Origin of the sequence: Flavobacterium sp. SOK18b, from assembly GCF_014156605.1 — a bacterium.
In the GTDB taxonomy this organism is placed as follows: Bacteria; Bacteroidota; Bacteroidia; order Flavobacteriales; family Flavobacteriaceae; genus Flavobacterium; species Flavobacterium tiangeerense.
This window is the reverse complement of sequence record NZ_QKNZ01000028.1, coordinates 18471-36481: the sequence shown is the minus strand read 5'-3', so window position 1 is coordinate 36481 and position 18011 is coordinate 18471. Positions and strand designations below refer to the sequence as shown.

General features: G+C 34.0%; 13 protein-coding genes. 11 read left to right on the top strand and 2 right to left on the bottom strand.

The features are described from left to right. Nucleotides 1–100 precede the first annotated feature (100 nt). The 7 genes from DNC80_RS06130 (at nucleotide 101) to DNC80_RS06100 (ending at nucleotide 11268) form a co-directional block, all read left to right on the top strand. Nucleotides 101–907: a glycogen/starch synthase gene (locus tag DNC80_RS06130; protein ID WP_086453098.1), complete on the top strand. Its 807-nt coding sequence runs from the start codon at nucleotides 101–103 to the stop codon at nucleotides 905–907. Between the two features lie 74 nt (nucleotides 908–981). Next, nucleotides 982–2595 (top strand): DUF4270 domain-containing protein, encoded by a 1614-nt coding sequence (locus DNC80_RS06125; RefSeq protein WP_255493178.1) that lies wholly within the window; start codon nucleotides 982–984, stop codon nucleotides 2593–2595. A 9-nt stretch (nucleotides 2596–2604) separates the two neighbouring features. After that, on the top strand, nucleotides 2605–4452 hold the full coding sequence (gene glmS / locus DNC80_RS06120; RefSeq protein ID WP_182650113.1) for a glutamine--fructose-6-phosphate transaminase (isomerizing): 1848 nt from the start codon (nucleotides 2605–2607) through the stop codon (nucleotides 4450–4452). Nucleotides 4453–4816: 364 nt separating this feature from the next. Beyond that, on the top strand, nucleotides 4817–7642 hold the full coding sequence (locus DNC80_RS06115; protein WP_182650111.1) for a TonB-dependent receptor domain-containing protein: 2826 nt from the start codon (nucleotides 4817–4819) through the stop codon (nucleotides 7640–7642). Between the two features lie 30 nt (nucleotides 7643–7672). Beyond that, nucleotides 7673–9148, top strand: coding sequence for a G-D-S-L family lipolytic protein (locus DNC80_RS06110; RefSeq protein WP_182650110.1), 1476 nt, complete (start codon nucleotides 7673–7675; stop codon nucleotides 9146–9148). A gap of 257 nt (nucleotides 9149–9405) precedes the next feature. Continuing rightward, a complete protein-coding gene (atpD, locus tag DNC80_RS06105) occupies nucleotides 9406–10917 on the top strand; it encodes a F0F1 ATP synthase subunit beta (protein WP_086454109.1) in 1512 nt (503 codons plus the stop codon). A 69-nt stretch (nucleotides 10918–10986) separates the two neighbouring features. After that, nucleotides 10987–11268: a F0F1 ATP synthase subunit epsilon gene (locus DNC80_RS06100; RefSeq protein ID WP_144893406.1), complete on the top strand. Its 282-nt coding sequence runs from the start codon at nucleotides 10987–10989 to the stop codon at nucleotides 11266–11268. Nucleotides 11269–11314: 46 nt separating this feature from the next. Here the strand turns inward: DNC80_RS06100 and DNC80_RS06095 are convergent, their stop codons facing one another. Beyond that, nucleotides 11315–11857 (bottom strand): GNAT family N-acetyltransferase, encoded by a 543-nt coding sequence (locus DNC80_RS06095; protein WP_182650108.1) that lies wholly within the window; start codon nucleotides 11855–11857, stop codon nucleotides 11315–11317. Between the two features lie 224 nt (nucleotides 11858–12081). Continuing rightward, the gene (locus DNC80_RS06090; protein ID WP_182650106.1) at nucleotides 12082–13158 is read right to left on the bottom strand and encodes an exopolyphosphatase; all 1077 of its coding nucleotides are present in this window, start codon (nucleotides 13156–13158) and stop codon (nucleotides 12082–12084) included. 641 nt (nucleotides 13159–13799) lie between these two features. Between DNC80_RS06090 and DNC80_RS06085 the strand changes: the two genes are divergently transcribed. The 4 genes from DNC80_RS06085 to bioA all read left to right on the top strand — a co-directional run bounded on the left by DNC80_RS06085 (nucleotide 13800) and on the right by bioA (nucleotide 17927). Then, nucleotides 13800–14936 carry an 8-amino-7-oxononanoate synthase gene (locus tag DNC80_RS06085; protein ID WP_182650105.1) on the top strand — a complete coding sequence of 379 codons (1137 nt, stop codon included), beginning with the start codon at nucleotides 13800–13802 and terminating at the stop codon, nucleotides 14934–14936. 98 nt (nucleotides 14937–15034) lie between these two features. Continuing rightward, entirely contained in the window at nucleotides 15035–15790 is a 756-nt protein-coding gene (locus DNC80_RS06080) for a TraB/GumN family protein (RefSeq protein WP_182650166.1), read from the top strand. 190 nt (nucleotides 15791–15980) lie between these two features. After that, entirely contained in the window at nucleotides 15981–16598 is a 618-nt protein-coding gene (bioD, locus tag DNC80_RS06075) for a dethiobiotin synthase (RefSeq protein WP_182650103.1), read from the top strand. A gap of 57 nt (nucleotides 16599–16655) precedes the next feature. Further along, nucleotides 16656–17927 (top strand): adenosylmethionine--8-amino-7-oxononanoate transaminase, encoded by a 1272-nt coding sequence (gene bioA / locus DNC80_RS06070; protein ID WP_182650101.1) that lies wholly within the window; start codon nucleotides 16656–16658, stop codon nucleotides 17925–17927. Nucleotides 17928–18011 lie beyond the last annotated feature (84 nt).

Below are 18011 nucleotides of genomic sequence, written 5' to 3'. Positions count from 1 at the left end.
TATTAAAATTAAATGCAAACTTACTATTTTAGTTAATAACTGCATAAATTTTTGTAATTTTGCGTGGTTTTTATTGCCAATAAATAAAGTAAATTACAATATGAAAGATAAGAGGATATTATATGTATCATCTGAAGTGGTGCCGTATCTCGCTGAAAACGAGGTCTCTTTAATGTCTTATGACGTTCCAAAAATGATTAATGATCAAGGTGGACAGATAAGAATTTTTATGCCAAGGTATGGAAATATTAACGAGAGAAGACATCAATTGCACGAGGTAATTAGACTTTCGGGGATGAATTTGGTAGTAAATGATTTGGATATGCCCTTAATTATTAAGGTTGCATCGATACCAAAAGAGCGTATACAAGTTTATTTTATTGATAACGATGACTACTTTAAACGAAAAGCAACTTTTGCTGACGAAGAAGGTGTTATGTATCCTGATAATGATGAGCGCGCTATTTTCTTTGCAAAAGGTGTAGTAGAAACAGTAAAAAAACTCAACTGGGTTCCAGACATCATTCACGTTCATGGATGGTTAGCAGCGATGTTGCCTGTTTATATGAAGCATTTTTACAAAAACGAAGCTTTATTTTCAGAAACAAAGATTGTAACATCTGTGTACAGTCAGTCTTTTGATGGTACTCTTGATGTTGAAATGATCAATAAAGTAAAATTTGATGGTGTTCCAGAAGATGCAATAGCTGATCTTGAAATTCCTAACTACGAGAATATTATTAAAACCACCATAAAGCATTCGGATGCAGTGATTATCGCTTCTGATTCACTGACGCCAAGTTTAACAAAATTTATAGAATCTTCAGGAAAACCTTTTTTACCTTTCGCACCGAAAGATGCATTCGCCGAGGCGTATACAAATTTCTACATAAACGAAATGCTTTAAATTAACCCTTTTTAATACATATGATTAATAATTCTTTATTCAAGAAAGTTTTCCTTGGTTTAACTGTGATTTTTATGGCTTCATGCGATAAAGATTTCAATGAAATAGGTGGTGATTTATTAGGAGATAACAATTTTGAACTCAATAAACAATCGTTCGGCGTATCTGGCTACAATCAAAAAACGGGAGTTGTACAGTCTAATAATTTAGATATAAATCCGCTTGGAATATATAACAGTACCAATTTTGGTGAAACTACTGCCAATTTTAATACGCAACTTACATTAGCTGCTGTGGTAACCTCAGTTAGTACAAATCCTTATGTAGAAAGCGTGGTGTTAACGGTTCCTTATTTTGTTGATAATAACCAGACTAAAAATAATACCGATGGTTCTCGCACGTATGTTTTAGATTCTATTTATGGGCCGGAAAAAGCTAAAATGAAGCTAAGTGTTTATGAATCAGGGTTTTTTATGCGTGATGCCGATCCTAGCGGAGGTTTTCAGCAACAACAACGATATTTTTCAGATCAAAATGCAGACTTCGATAACTTTAAAAAACCAAATCGTTTAAACGATAGTTCAGAGAAAGCGCAAAACGATGAGTTTTTCTTTGATGCTACTGCAAAAAAGACCATAACTAAAGACACAGTTACAAAGGTTGAAACAACTACTTATGGTCCGCCTGAAATGCAGTTGAATTTGAATAAAAGTTATTTTAAAACCCGAATTATTGATGCTATAAACTCAGGAAAATTAGCTAATAATGATGTTTTCAAAAATTATTTTAGAGGTTTGTATTTTAAAATTGAAAAAGCAGGAACAAGTCCAGGAAATCTAGCTATGCTTAATTTTAAAAGTGGTAAGATTACCATTAAATACAATGAGGATTTAGTCACTACGACAGGCGGAGTAACCACAACTACTCGTGTTAAAAAGACAATCGAACTTAATATGACGGGTAATACCGTTAGTTTATTGAGTAATGATTTTTCTACTAGTGGTTCTGCTTACAATAATTTGCCTTTTACTGGAAACACTGCTACTGGTGATGATAAACTTTTCTTAAGAGGAGGAGAAGGTTCTCTTGCTGTAGTAGAACTTTTTGATAAAACCGATGTCAAAGGCTACACTGCTGCGGGTGCTCTTACGGGTGCAAACGGAATATCTGATCAGTTAGATGATTTAAGATTTCCTGCTGATGGGAAAAAACTTTTGGTCAATGAAGCTAATTTAGTATTTCACATAGATGCTGCTACAATGGCTAGTGGTGTGGAACCTCAAAGAGTATATTTGTATGATTTTACAAACAACCGAGTGATGTTTGATTATGCTGTAGATGATTCTGGTAATACTTTGGATGCCAAGAAAGGAAAGATTATTTATGGCGGTCAATTAGTTAAAGATGCTACTACAAAAAGAGGTGCTACTTACAAGATTAGAATTACAAACCATATTCGGAATTTAATCAACAACAAAGACTCTACTAATGTGAAACTTGGACTTGTTGTTACTGAGGATATTAATAAATCTACCTCATACAAAGTAAAATCAGCCAATTCATTTGTACGCGAAGTACCAATGGGATCAGTTATGAATCCATTAGGGACTGTTTTGTATGGAGGTAAAAGTTCAGTGCCGGCGGATAAGAGATTGAAATTTGAAATTTATTTTACAAAACCTAATTAAGAAAAAAATATGTGTGGAATCGTTGGATATATTGGATATAGAGAGGCTTACCCTATAGTAATTAAAGGACTAAAAAGACTAGAATATAGAGGTTATGATAGTGCTGGTGTTATGCTTTTTGATGGAGAAAATTTAAAAGTTTCAAAAACAAAAGGTAAAGTAGCAGATCTAGAACAAAAAGCATCTCAAGAAATAACCACCAACGGAAGTATAGGTATAGGGCACACTCGTTGGGCTACACATGGTGTTCCAAATGATGTAAATTCACATCCTCATCTTTCAAATTCAGGAGAATTAGCTATCGTCCACAATGGAATTATTGAAAATTATGCTCCGTTAAAAGCAGAGCTTTCAAAAAGAGGATACGTTTTTCATTCTGATACAGATACAGAAGTTTTAGTAAATTTGATTGAGGAAGTACAGAAAAAAGATAACTTAAAATTAGGAAAAGCAGTTCAAGTTGCTTTAAACCAAGTGGTAGGTGCTTATGCAATTGCTGTATTCGATAAGAAAAACCCAAATGAAATTGTTGCTGCCCGTTTAGGTAGTCCACTTGCTATTGGTGTGGGTGAAGGTGAATTTTTTGTTGCTTCAGATGCATCGCCATTTATAGAATTTACATCGAATGCTATTTATTTAGAAGACGGTGAAATGGCTAATATCAGGTTGCACAAGCCCATGAAAGTTCGTAAAATAAAAGATGATTCACTCGTAAATCCGACTATTCAAGAGCTCCAAATGAATTTAGAGCAAATTGAAAAAGGAGGTTACAATCATTTTATGATGAAAGAAATTTACGAACAGCCAAATGTAATAAAAGATACTTACCGTGGTCGCTTGCATGCTAATGAAGGTTTGATTCAAATGGCAGGTATAGAGGATAACTTAGAAAAATTCTTAAACGCAGATCGTATTATCATCGTTGCATGTGGTACATCTTGGCATGCAGGATTAGTAGCTGAATATATTTTTGAAGAATTTGCAAGAATACCTGTAGAGGTGGAATATGCGTCAGAATTTAGATACAGAAACCCAATTATAAACAAAAAAGATATCGTTATTGCAATTTCACAGTCTGGTGAAACTGCTGATACAATGGCTGCAATAAAATTGGCCAAAGAAAATGGTGCTTTTGTCTTTGGAGTTTGTAATGTAGTGGGTTCTTCTATTTCAAGAGAAACTCACGCAGGTGCTTACACACATGCTGGTCCAGAAATTGGGGTTGCTTCTACCAAAGCGTTTACTACTCAAATTACTGTTTTAACTATGATTGCTTTGAGATTAGCAAAAGCTAAAGGAACATTGTCAAACTCAGCGTTTCACGCATACTTAGAAGAGCTTGAAATTATACCTGAAAAAGTAAAAGAGGCTCTTGAAACGAATGCTAAAGCTCAAGAAATTGCAGCAGTGTTTAAAGATGCACCTAATTGTTTATACCTTGGTCGTGGCTATAATTTTCCAGTTGCACTAGAAGGCGCTTTAAAGTTAAAAGAGATTTCATACATTCATGCTGAAGGGTATCCTGCCGCTGAAATGAAACATGGACCTATCGCATTGATAGATGAATCAATGCCAGTTATTGTTATTGCTCCAAAACAAGGTCACTATGACAAAATTGTAAGTAATATACAGGAAATTAAATCCCGTAGTGGAAGGATTATAGCTGTAGTTACAAAAGGGGATACGCAAGTTAGAGAATTAGCTGATTATGTGATTGAGATACCTGAAACATCAGACGCTTTATCGCCATTAATCACAACTATACCTTTACAATTGCTATCCTATCATATTGCAGTAATGCGAGGTTGTAATGTGGATCAACCAAGAAATTTAGCAAAATCTGTTACTGTTGAATAAATAGTTTTTAATTCAATATAAGTTTAACCCCGAAATTAATTTTTCGGGGTTTTTTTATGGGCAATATTTTTTGTTCTCTGATATGATATAAATTCTTTTAGCACTTGATTTTTCTGGTTTTTTACACTTTTACGAAATAGCTAAAAATTAAGATAATAATTGTGAAATATTCATTTTTTGTATGCATGCATAATGAAAACCTATTTTTAGACTATAAAAATTAACAGAATAATAACAATAACAAAATGTGAATTAATCTTAATTCCATTAAAATATATGCTAAATATGAAATTTATTTGTTACTTTTTTAATAATATCAAAAATATTTGTACTTTGGCTATATAAACCAACAAATTATAGACCAATGAGAGTGTATTTACTTTTTTTGACATTGTTTTTTTGCAGCCTATCTTTTGCGCAAAGCACAATTTCAGGTGTTGTTACAGACAGTAACAGCCAGCCAATTCCTGGAGCCAACATCAAGGTTGTTGGAGAGTCTGCAGGAACCACAAGTGATGTAACAGGTGCATTTACCTTAAAAACAACAAAAAGAGCGCCCTTTGTTATAGAGGTCTCTACTGTTGGTTTCACTTCACAAAGAGTATCTATTACTTCAAGTAGCCAAAAGGTTGCTGTGAAATTACTAGATGAGGAGAACAAGCTTGATGAAATCGTAGTTTCTGCGTCTAGAACTCCGGAGCGCGTTCTTGAATCACCAGTTACTATTGAGAGAATGGGAATCGCTGAAATCAAGAAAACGGCTTCTCCTTCCTTTTACGATGGTTTAGAGAACATGAAAGAAGTTCAAATGAACACTTCAAGTATGTCTTTTAAGTCTATTAACACTAGAGGTTTTGCTACAGTAGCAAATACAAGATTTATGCAGTTAGTAGACGGTATGGATAACTCTTCACCATTATTAAACTTTGTTTTAGGAAACTTAATTGGTGTTTCTGAAATTGATGTGCAATCAGTGGAGTTGTTACCAGGAGCATCTTCTGCATTATATGGTGCCAATGCATTTAATGGTATATTATTCATGACTAGTAAAAGTCCATTTACTAGTGAAGGAATTCGAGCGTATGCTAAATTTGGTCAAACCAGCCAAAAAGCAGCTGGAACAAATGACTATGTAGACTATGGAGTTCGTATGGCTAAAGCTTTTAATAAGTATTTTGCAGCAAAAGCCAACTTTGCTTACATGCGAGGAACAGAATGGCATGCTGTAAATTATGATGATAAAACGCGTAAGGGTGTTGACAGAGGTGCAATTAATTACGATGGTATAAATGTTTATGGTGATGAAGTTGCAACTAATATAAAAAGTGTAGGTCAATCACTTGCTGCTCAGAATTTAATCCCTGCGTCTGCAGTGAATTTATTGCCTAACACAAATGTAAGTAGAACAGGTTATAATGAAACGGATTTAACAGATAATAAGGTTTCTAATACCAAGATAGATTTTTCTTTACACCTACGTCCCCTTGGAGACGAAAGATTAGAGGTTGTTTGGCAAAGTAAATTTGGTTATGGAAATACAGTTTACCAAGGGGCTAACCGTTATTATTTGAATAACTTTTTCATGCAACAGCATAAATTAGAGTTCAAAGGGAAAAATTTCTTTTTGAGAGGATATACAACTACAGAGGATGGAGGTCAATCCTATGATATGCTGTTTACGGGTATTAATGTAAACAGAAAATGGAAAGACGACAGAACATGGTTTGGACAATATGCTGGTGCTTTTGTGTCATCTACTTTGGGAGGATTTACTCCGGAGCAATCACATGCTAGAGCTAGAGCAACTGCAGATACGGGTAGATTTTTGCCAGGAACTCCAGAATTTAAAAATGCTTTTGGGCAAGTTACAAACGAAGCAAGTGTTTTATCAGGATCAAAACTTGTTGATAATTCAAAAATTTACCACTCTGATGTCAATTACAATTTTAAAGATTTAATCAAATTTGCTGAAATTCAGGTTGGTGGTTCATACAGAGAATATCAGTTGAATTCATTTGGTCGTATTTATACGGATGCTAATGGTCCCATAAAATATAATGAATACGGAGCGTACACGCAAGTGATGAAAAAAATGATGGAGGATCGTTTGAAACTAACGGCTTCACTTCGTTATGATAAAGCTCAAAATTTTGATGGGAATTATTCTCCTAGACTTTCTGTTGTCTATTCTGCAGGACAAAACAAAAACCATAATTTTAGAGGGTCTTTTCAAACTGGTTTTAGAAACCCTTCTACTCAAGATCAATATATAGGATTTAATGTTGGTAGTGCAATCTTGTTAGGTTCAGCGCCTGATAACTTAATTCGTTTTACAGAGACATTGCCTATTACAGGAGCAGCAGTTTCAACAGTTGGTGCATCAAGAAATATAAACGGAACAATTGCTTATGATAATTCATATACTGCTACATCTGTAACGGCTTTTAGTGCTGCTGGTAACGCTGCATTATTACAAAAAACAAATGCAGGTTTGGTTAAACCTGAAGAAGTTAAGGCAATTGAATTAGGATACCGTTCTTTTATAAATAGAACTTCAATTGATATAAACGGATACTATAACGTTTATAATAATTTTATTGGAAACTTAAATGTTGTAGCTCCATTGTATGGTACAGCTCAGGATTCACCTACTCCTACTAGTGCTGACTTGTCTATTTTCCCTACTGATCAAGGTAGTAGGTCTGTTCATGCTTTACGAACTGGTAATTCAAGATCTTTTCAATTGTATACAAACACAGCTTTAGAAATAAAATCATTAGGTTTTGGTATAGGATTGTCTAGAAAAGTATACAAAGATTTTGAAGTAGGTGCGAACTATAACTATGCTGAGTTTGATTTTGATCAATCTAAAGATGCTAGTTTTGAAGCAGGTTTCAATACTCCGAAACACAGAGTTAAGGCTTCTGTTGGAAATGAGAAATTATTCAAAAATTTCGGATTTAATGTAAGCGGACGTTGGAACAGTGAATACTTATGGCAATCTTCTTTTGCTGATGGTACCATTGATGCAGCAACAGTTATTGATGCTCAGTTGAACTATAACTTTCCTGCTTTGAAATCTACTCTAAAAGTTGGAGCTTCAAACATAGGTGGTAAAGAATATGGTCAAGTATTAGGTGCGGGACTTATTGGGCAACAATATTTTGCTTCATGGACCATTAACCCGTAAGGATTAAATTAACAGTAAAATCAAAGAAAAATGATAAAAAATTTCAAATGGCTATTATTTGCTTCGCTAGCATTTGTAGCGTGTAATAATGAAGATGAGGTCGTTGCAGAATCAAATTCATCAGATGGTAAGCCTTTAACTTCAGGCTCTGCAACCTTTACGAAATATGTTGCGTTAGGAGATTCTTATGCTGCAGGTTTTAGTGATAATGCCTTATTTATTGAGGCTCAAAAAGGAGCTTACCCTAACATAATTGGTCAACAATTTGCATTAGCGGGTGGAGGAGAATTTAAGACTCCTTTGATGGCTGATAATGTGGGTGGACTTTTGTTAGGTGGTAATGTGATTTTAGGTCAGCGTTTATTTTTTAATGGTGCAGGTCCAGCTCCTGTTGCAGGTCGACCATCTACGGAAGTGACGGCAAAGCTTACAGGTCCTTTTAGTAATTTAGGGGTTCCTGGTGCGAAAAGTTACCATTTAGTAGCGCCAGGATATGGTAATGTTGCAGGAGTTGCTACAGGCCAAGCAAACCCATATTTTGTTAGATTTGCAACATCTGCTACAACTTCTGTTGTTGCTGATGCAGTTGCTCAAGATCCTACCTTTTTCTCTTTGTGGATTGGTGGTAATGATGTACTAGGATACGCTACTTCTGGTGGTTCTGGTAAAAATCAGATAGGTAATTTAGATCCTAAGACTTACGGAGGTAATGATATTACCGATCCTACTGTTTTTGCTGGTGCTTACAACAGCATTGTTAATACTTTAACAGCAAAAGGCGCTAAAGGTGTTGTAGCAAATTTACCTTATGTAACGGCTTTGCCTTTTTTTACAACCGTTCCATTTAATGCAGCTAATTTGACAGCAACTCAAGCTGCTGATTTGAATAGTGCTTATGCGACTTATAATTTGGGACTTTTAGCTGCTAAAAATGCTGGTTTGATAACGGAGGCAGAAAGATTAGCTAGAACAATTAATTTTGCTACTGGCGCAAATGGTGTAATTATGGTTGATGAATACTTAACTACAGTAAATGTGCCTGGATTAGTTTTGCCTTCTTTGAGACAAACAACTTCAGCAGATTACGTAGTTTTATTATCTGGTGGGGTAAGTGCTCAAGCTTTTTTACTTCAAGGAAATGGTACACGATCCCCGTTAGCTGACAATTGGGTTTTATCAAAAGCAGAAGTTGCAGAAGTGAAAGTGGCTACTGATGCATACAATGCTACAATTAAGTCTATTGCAGAAACAAAAGGGTTAGCGTTTGTTGAGTTAAAAAGTGTAACAGATAAATTAGCGAGTGGTGGTATTGTTTACAACGGCTTCAACACCACTTCTGCTTACATTTTTGGAGGAATGTTCTCTTTAGATGGCGTACATCCAAGTCCTAGAGGATATGCAATCATAGCTAATTTGTTTACAGATGCTATAAATGCAAAATTTGGTTCAAATTTTAAAAACAAGGACGTAAGTTTGTATCGTGTTTTATATCCAGCAACATTATAAATTTTTATTTAAAATGATATTTTAAAGACCACTTACGCTTTGTAAGTGGTCTTTCTTTTTTTTGAGAATAATGTTGTCATTTTTCTTTTTTTTAGTTGTTTCTGTGGGATCTACTAAAAATATCCATTTTTTCTAAAAAATAATTGATTTTATATTTTAAAAAATTATCTTTGCACACTGAAAAAAGCATTTAATCGATACGTTTCGATTGGAACTATTTCATAAACCTAAATAGCTATTTAATAAATACATAAGTAATGTCGAAAGTAATAGGAAAAGTTGCCCAGATCATTGGACCAGTAGTTGACGTAGTTTTCAACGGTAAGGATGTTGAACTTCCAAAAATTTATGATTCGTTAGAAATCACAAAAAAAGATGGTACTTTATTAGTACTTGAAGTACAATCTCACATTGGTGAAAACACGGTTCGTACCATTTCGATGGACTCAACAGATGGTTTGAGTAGAGGTTATGAAGTAGTTGGAACAGGAAATCCTATCCAAATGCCAATTGGAGCAGATGTTTACGGACGTTTGTTTAACGTAATTGGTGACGCTATTGACGGTTTGCCAGAATTACCTAAAACAGGTGAAAACGGAATGTCAATTCACCGTCAAGCACCTAAATTCGAAGACTTATCAACTTCTTCTGAAGTTTTATTCACGGGTATTAAAGTAATTGATTTGATTGAGCCTTACTCAAAAGGGGGTAAAATTGGATTGTTTGGTGGAGCTGGTGTTGGTAAAACAGTACTAATTCAGGAGTTGATTAACAATATTGCAAAAGGTCACGGTGGACTTTCAGTATTCGCAGGAGTAGGTGAAAGAACACGTGAAGGGAATGACTTGCTTCGTGAGATGTTAGAGTCAGGAATTATAAAATATGGTGATGAGTTCATGCATTCTATGGAAAATGGAGGATGGGATTTATCAAAAGTAGATTTGCCAGGAATGAGAGAGTCAAAAGCTACTTTCGTTTTCGGACAAATGAATGAGCCTCCAGGAGCTCGTGCTCGTGTGGCACTTTCTGGATTATCTATCGCTGAGTATTTCCGTGATGGAGCAGGAACTGATCAAGGTAAAGATGTATTGTTCTTCGTGGATAATATCTTCCGTTTTACTCAAGCAGGTTCTGAAGTATCGGCACTTTTAGGTCGTATGCCATCTGCGGTAGGATACCAACCAACATTAGCTACAGAAATGGGAGCTATGCAAGAGCGTATCACATCTACTAATAAAGGTTCTATTACATCTGTACAAGCGGTTTACGTTCCTGCGGATGACTTAACTGACCCGGCACCAGCAACTACTTTTGCTCACTTAGATGCAACAACAGTATTGTCTCGTAAAATTGCTGAATTAGGTATTTATCCTGCGGTTGATCCATTGGATTCAACTTCAAGAATCCTTACTCCTCAAATCTTAGGTGATGAGCATTATGACTGCGCACAAAGAGTAAAAGAAATTTTACAAAAATACAAACAATTACAAGATATCATTGCGATCCTTGGTATGGAAGAGTTATCTGAAGAAGATAAGTTAGCCGTTTCAAGAGCGCGTCGTGTACAACGTTTCTTATCTCAACCTTTTCACGTTGCTGAGCAATTTACAGGGTTAAAAGGAGTTTTAGTTGATATCAAAGATACTATCAAAGGTTTTAATATGATTATTGACGGTGAATTAGATCACTTACCAGAATCAGCATTCAACCTTAAAGGTACCATTGAAGAAGCTATAGAAGCTGGAGAAAAAATGTTAGCGGAAGCATAAATTAAGATTCGGTGTTCAGTCTCAGTATTTTGTACTGAGACTGTTAGCTGAGACTGTAAACTAAAAAATATGTTATTAGAAATAGTTTCACCAGAAGCAAAATTGTTCTCAGCAGAGGTTACCTCAGTAACGTTGCCAGGAGTTGACGGTAGTTTTCAAATATTGAATAATCACGCTCCAATAGTTTCTATTTTAGAAAAAGGACTTGTGAAAATTACAGCTTCAAATTTTAAATTTGCAAAAGAAGTTGCGGCTAAATTCACTATGGTAGATGCTCAAAACTATACTTTGGAAATTAACTCGGGTACCATTGAAATGAAAGACAATAAAGTAATTGTTTTAGTTGACTAAAATGATTTCAAAAAAAATAGAAAACCTCGCTACATGCGGGGTTTTTTTATACCCAATCCCAAATCATAATATGCCAAGTAATGTCTTGCTCCTGATATGTTTTTAAGGTTGTAAACCCAACAGCTTGATGCGCATTTAACGATCTCGTATTTATGGACGCTACTTCGGTAATAAGACAGTCATACTGATAACTCAATTCATCTTTGTAAAAATGGTAGAGTTTTTTAAAGATACCTAATCCTCGGTATTCTTTTGCAATACATATTTGCCCCATTATGATATAGTTTTTATAGCGCGGTACTAGGTTTTGAATTTCATCAAACAGTGGCTCTAAGGCTTTGATAGTGTCTTTAAAACTTGGTTTCATTACAAGTGCATAACCTATTACGGTATCATTTGCTTTCGCGATGCAATGCGGACATACATTATTCATTTGTTCTAATAATTCAAAAGTATGCTGAAGAGTAACAAAACCCTCTTTCTTTTTCTCCTCTGCAGATATGTTATTGGATATATTTTGATGTTGTAGGGTGATGATCTCTTGTAATTCTTTTGAAGTTGATGCTCTTTGAAGTTGAATATTTTTCATGGTCTTACGGTTAATACATAGTGCCCATGCAAGTTAAAAATAATGAAGCTTGCTTTTATTTAATTATTTCTTTTTTCTGTAAATCAATTTTAGATGTTTATAGGCAAATGTTTGTTTTATTGGCGTTATCTAAAATTTGCATCAAACAATTAAAATAAAAAAAATCGAAATCATAAAGAGTGGTTTACGATTTCGATTCTATTTTAAGTAGGAGCTTTTGAAAATTACATTATTTTCTTAACTCTCTTTGATCTATCTGCTATGTAGGAAACAAGCCAAGCTATTTGTCCTTCTTTACTGAAATATAATTTTTTATTTTTTACATCTGGAATGTTTTCTAGTAGCGTTATTAAAATATTGTTTCCAGAAATGAGGTGTTTTTGTGAGTACGTATTCAGTACTCTCTCTATTTCTTTATCAGTAGCTGCCATTTGCTTGTATCGGGTGTAATTGTTTTTGATAACTACATCGTAACTAATAACATCATCCATAGTAAACTCGCAAAAATTTTCATCTGTTTTGTTCATGCTTAGAGTAAAGAAAGCCCAAACGGCACCACCAGAAAAATAGACAGAACTTTTGTCCATAGCTTTTGGCTTAGAATTAAACATTGCTGTTGTTTGTGCACGTAACTCAGGCATATATTCAAAAGATTTTGAATTATAATCGCTTATTTCCTCTGATTTTGTTTTTTTGTTTACAATTTCAGTTAGTGTGATAGAACCGTAATTTAAGCTTACAGGGAAAAATACAAATTCTTCCATGGCAGATACATCTACGTAACCTCCTTTTGTATTTCCTCCTCCGATATCTAATACCAATGAGTTTTTGTATTTATTAGGTGGAATTAATCCTTTCATTAACATTTTTCCTTCTTGGCTTGCATCAATAAAATCCAAGTCTTTGCCAGTTTCGGTTTTTATTCTACCTATTAAGTCCTTATGGTTTTTTGCCATTGCAACTCCAGATGAACCTATTAAGAAAACATTTTCGCTTGGTACTTTGAATTCGGTTTCTATTGTTTTTAGGTTTTCTTTAACCACTTTGATTGTTTTAAGAATTTCTTCTTCTCCAAGATTTCCATTAATAGAAATGCCTTTTGCAATACCTACGTTTTCTGTCCAAAACTTTTTTACTTCATAATTCCCTCTCTTGATGTTATCTACATCTAAAACAGAAACTTTTACTCCTTTACTACCAATTTCTATACCTGCATACAAATCTTTGTTGGATTGAGCAATCATGTTGTTTACGAACATGAAAACAACTATGGCAGTTGCTTTTTGTATTTTATTCTTCATAGAAGATATACTGTTAATATTCATTGCTGTTTATTTGAGTTTAATTTTATTTAAATTGTATTGATTTAAAATTTTCTTTTTGAAAATATGGTTTTTGTAATTAATGAATTATTGTGGCAGACAAAATAGTTAACATGACTTTATTTTAACAAAAAATTATAATTCGATGCAAATGTATAGGTTTAAATCTATTGGTGAATAGGTATGGTTAAATACTCGTTGAAGTAAAAAAATACTCGACAAAATACATCCTTAATTGAGCTGTTTGTTAATTATCATTAAGATAGTGTTTTTATTGCAGTAATAATCTTATTTATTAAGCAATGTGTTTAAGTTGATATTTAACTTATTTGCTTCATCGTTTATCAAGAAATTGAGGTTTAGTAAAATAAATGGGCTCAGGATTTTATTTGTCCTTTGTTGTCGTGTATTCAAAAACTGTAGTGGTTTAAATTTATTTTTTTTAATTCAAAAATGTAAATTGAGTTTTATAGTATTGGTGTATTCCATTTGATTTTAAAGCCTGTAGTAGTGAAAAAAAAATATTACTTTTTTTGAGCCGTTTGGTATATGGTAAGTTCATCATTTAGCACATTGTTTATAATAAACTAATTCACTTAAAATGCTTAATTTTGTGTTCTATGAAAAAAATTCCAGAGCATTTATCTCAAAAACTTGAAATTAGAAAGGAGCATAATGCCTTGCGCACATTACCTACGTTGCGAAGAGAAGTTGATTTTTCATCAAATGATTACTTGGGGTTTTCACAATCAGAAATTATTTTTAACGAGACGCATCAGTATTTAATTACCAACGAAATCATTCAAAACGGCGCTACGGGATCAAGATTAATTTCTGGAAATCACAAGCTTTATCAAACTACCGAGGATTTCATTGCTACGTTTCATCAATCAGAAACGGCCTTACTTTTCAATTCTGGTTATGATGCTAATCTTGGTTTTTTTGGTTCGGTACCGCAAAAAGGAGATTTAATTCTATATGATGAGTTGTGTCATGCCTCCATTCGTGATGGGATTCAATTATCAAGAGCCAAGGCCTATAAATTCAATCATAATGATTTTGAAGATTTAGAAAAATTAATTCTACGAAATCCTAATACAGTTATTTATATCGTTACCGAATCGGTTTTTTCTATGGATGGGGATTGTCCTAATCTTGAAGAATTAATTTTGGTTGCAACTAAACACAACTGTTATGTAGTAATTGATGAAGCACATGCGCTTGGCGTTTTTGGAGATAAAGGAGAAGGATATGTGCAAATGCTTGGGTTGCAAGATCATGTTTTTGCAAGAATAATGACTTATGGTAAAGGTTTGGGTTGTCACGGTGCTGCTATTTTAGGATCGCAAAGTTTACGGGATTATTTAGTAAATTTTGCCCGAAGTTTTATTTACACTACAGGACTTTCGCCGCATGCTGTTGCTTCTATCTTAATTGCTTATGGGCATTTAAAACAGGATTCAAATTCAATTTTAAAATTGAGAGAAAATATCGTTTCATTCAATCAACAAAAGAACTTATTAGGATTAAAACCACTCTTTGTTCGCAGTAAATCAGCAATACAATCTGCCATTATTCCTGGCAATGAAAAAGTAAAAGAGATTGCAAGTCAATTGCAAGAAAAAGGTTTTGATGTAAAAGCGATTCTCTCACCTACAGTTCCAGAAGGTCAAGAACGCCTTCGTTTTTGTCTACATAGTTATAATTCTACTCAAGAAATTTCGGCTGTGATGCAGTGTATCTACTCACTTTTATAATTTAGTTTCGTTTTTTTTGTAACGTTTTCTGAATATAATTACTTATTTCATGTAAATAGATAAACAAAAAATAAAATGAAAACTCATTATTATGGGAGATTTCAGGTAACGGAAATACAAAGCCGTCTTATCTTTATGGTACGGTACACATGATTTGCAATGATGATTATTTTCTTACTGATAAAACAAAAAAAGCGTTAAATAATGCCGAAAATTTGTTTCTTGAAATTGATTTGAATGATCCTAATGAAATGGCATTTTTGCAAAAATCGGCAATGGGTTCAGAGCCTTTGAGTAAAAAACTTACAGCTCAACAACTTGCAGATCTGGATTCTATCTTAAAAGAAAAAACAGGTATGACTGTTCAACAGGTAGATAATTTTAGTTTGTTTACGGTGATGAGTTTGATTACCATGAAATCTTTTGGGTGTGCCAATTTGAAATTTTATGAGATGGAACTATCAAGTATTGCTAAAGCGGGGAATAAAAAATTAGGAGGATTAGAAACGGGTGAGGCGCAAATGCAATTCATGGGTAAAGCCTATAATGATGACCAAATGATTGCTATGTTAAAGGAATCAAAACTTGAAGATACCCAGAAAATGGTTCAGTCTTATAAAGATGAAAACTTAGTAGAATTGTACAACCAAATTACAAACCCTAAATTTTTAGATGAAAACTCAAAAAAATGGTTGCTTGAAGAACGCAATACCAATTGGGTTGTGAAAATGCCGAGTCTTATGAAAGAGAAAAGTTCATTCTTTGCAGTAGGAGCAGGGCATTTGTTAGGTGAAAAAGGAGTGATCAACTTGCTAAAAAAAGCAGGATATACTGTTAAACCGATATTGAACTAAAGTTGAATTTAAATCGAATAGTAATTTTTAGATTAGTAAAACAAAAACAATGATTTTCAATTTTTTTGTGTTAATATAAGAGTTGAATGCTTACCGTAAATCGATGATAAGTGTTATAAGATTTAAAAGAATATTAGAAATAAGCCCATCTTTATGATGGGTTTTCTATTTTTGTAAAAATTCATAATCTATGAAACTATTTATAACAGGAATAGGAACCGATGTAGGTAAAACTATTGCAGCAGCTATCATAACAGAGTCGCTTGAGGCTGATTATTGGAAGCCAATTCAAGCCGGAGATTTAGACCATTCAGACAGTCATAAAGTACAATCCTTTTTGTCAAATTCTAAAACAGTACTTCACCCGAATGCTTATGCTTTAAAAACTCCAGCAAGTCCTCATTATGCAGCAGCTTGTGATGGTGTTGTTATTGATTTACAAAAAATAGTAGAGCCACAAACTGAAAATCACCTTGTGGTAGAAGGTGCAGGTGGCGTATTTGTTCCAATAAATGATTCAGATTGTGTGATAGATTTGATTCAACCTGACTATAAAGTTATTCTAGTTTCTAGACATTATCTAGGGAGTATCAATCACACATTGTTAACGATTGAGGCGCTTCAAAACAGGAAAATTGAAGTGGCGGGAATTCTGTTTTCGGGTGATGAGAATAAAGCTACCGAAACCATTATCCTTTCTAAAACGGGTTTAAACTGTATTGGCAGAATTGAACAAGAACCTTATTTTGATCAAAATGTAATTAAAGAATACGCTGATATGTTCAGGGAAAAGCTATTGTGTTTATAACGTTTTTGTAAAACAAGTTGCCTTCTCTATGTATCTTTGTGAAATATATTATTTGAAATGACATTAACTGAAAGAGACCAAAAACATCTTTGGCATCCTTACACACAACATAAAACAGCCGCAGTTCCTATTGCTATTAAAAGAGGAAAAGGAGCGTTACTTTGGGACGAAAATGACAAAGAATACATTGATGCTATAGCCTCATGGTGGGTGAATCCTTATGGACATAGTAATACATTTATTGCCGATGCTATTTACAAGCAATTAACAACTCTTGAACATGTACTTTTTGGAGGTTTTACTCATGAACCTGCCATTGTTTTAGGGGAGAAATTACTTGAGATTTTACCTAAAAACCAACAAAAAGTGTTCTTTTCAGATAACGGTTCTACTGCTGTTGAAGTTGGTATTAAAGTAGCGTTGCAATATTTTTTTAACAAAGGAGAGCAGCGTACTACGATCATTGCATTTGAGAATGCGTTTCATGGTGATACTTTCGCAGCGATGGCAGCCAGCGGAATTTCTTTTTACACCCAAGCATTTGAAGGAATGTTTATTGATGTAGTGAGAATTCCCGTGCCCGTTCTCGGAAAAGAGGAAGAAAGTTACCAAGCATTACGCGAGCAAATAAAAAACAATAAGTGTGCCGCTTTTATCTTTGAACCTTTAGTGCAAGGTGCTGCGGGAATGGTGATGTATGAACCGGAAACACTAGATGTTTTGTTGCAAATTTGTAATGAAAGCCAGGTTTTGACCATTGCTGATGAAGTCATGACTGGTTTTGGAAAAACAGGTAAAAACTTCGCAATGGATTATGTGGTAACAAAACCAGATATCATGTGCTTGTCTAAGGCGCTGACTGGAGGTACCATTCCTATGGCAATAACAACTTTTACACAAGATATCTTCGAAGCTTTTTATGATGATGATATTAATAAGGCATTGTTTCACGGACACACCTTTACAGCAAATCCTACGGGTTGTGCGGCTGCTCTAGCCAGTTTAGAGTTGTTAAATACTCCCGAGATGCAAGCTAATTTGGTTCGGGTAAATCAAAATCATTTGGATTTTCAAAGTAAAATCATGAGACACTCTAAGGTAACAACTACGCGAGTCTTGGGAACTATATTTGCTTTAGAAATCAAAACAGAGGGTGAAGCTAGTTACTATGGATCATTGCGAAACAAACTATATGATTTTTTTATTGAAAATGGTGTGATTTTAAGACCTGTTGGGAATATTGTTTACATATTGCCTCCATACATCATCACTGATGATCAGTTGCAAAAAATTTATCAAGTAGTAGAAGAGGTCTTAGAAATAGTATAAGTTCTTGAAGATTTTTTTTCTTAATTATAAATGAAGTCACAAAAAGCTTCGAAATTGTTATTTAGGCCTAAACCTTAGCAAACT

Excerpts from the sequence above, each read along its gene's own strand:
- DNC80_RS06095 (WP_182650108.1), bottom strand. The coding sequence starts at position 11,857 with ATGAAAAATATTCAACTTCAAAGAGCATCAACTTCAAAAGAATTACAA.
- glmS (WP_182650113.1), top strand. The coding sequence starts at position 2,605 with ATGTGTGGAATCGTTGGATATATTGGATATAGAGAGGCTTACCCTATA.
- DNC80_RS06085 (WP_182650105.1), top strand. The coding sequence starts at position 13,800 with ATGAAAAAAATTCCAGAGCATTTATCTCAAAAACTTGAAATTAGAAAG.
- atpD (WP_086454109.1), top strand. The coding sequence starts at position 9,406 with ATGTCGAAAGTAATAGGAAAAGTTGCCCAGATCATTGGACCAGTAGTT.
- DNC80_RS06125 (WP_255493178.1), top strand. The coding sequence starts at position 982 with ATGGCTTCATGCGATAAAGATTTCAATGAAATAGGTGGTGATTTATTA.
- DNC80_RS06110 (WP_182650110.1), top strand. The coding sequence starts at position 7,673 with ATGATAAAAAATTTCAAATGGCTATTATTTGCTTCGCTAGCATTTGTA.
- DNC80_RS06100 (WP_144893406.1), top strand. The coding sequence starts at position 10,987 with ATGTTATTAGAAATAGTTTCACCAGAAGCAAAATTGTTCTCAGCAGAG.
- DNC80_RS06130 (WP_086453098.1), top strand. The coding sequence starts at position 101 with ATGAAAGATAAGAGGATATTATATGTATCATCTGAAGTGGTGCCGTAT.
- DNC80_RS06090 (WP_182650106.1), bottom strand. The coding sequence starts at position 13,158 with ATGAAGAATAAAATACAAAAAGCAACTGCCATAGTTGTTTTCATGTTC.
- DNC80_RS06115 (WP_182650111.1), top strand. The coding sequence starts at position 4,817 with ATGAGAGTGTATTTACTTTTTTTGACATTGTTTTTTTGCAGCCTATCT.
- bioD (WP_182650103.1), top strand. The coding sequence starts at position 15,981 with ATGAAACTATTTATAACAGGAATAGGAACCGATGTAGGTAAAACTATT.
- bioA (WP_182650101.1), top strand. The coding sequence starts at position 16,656 with ATGACATTAACTGAAAGAGACCAAAAACATCTTTGGCATCCTTACACA.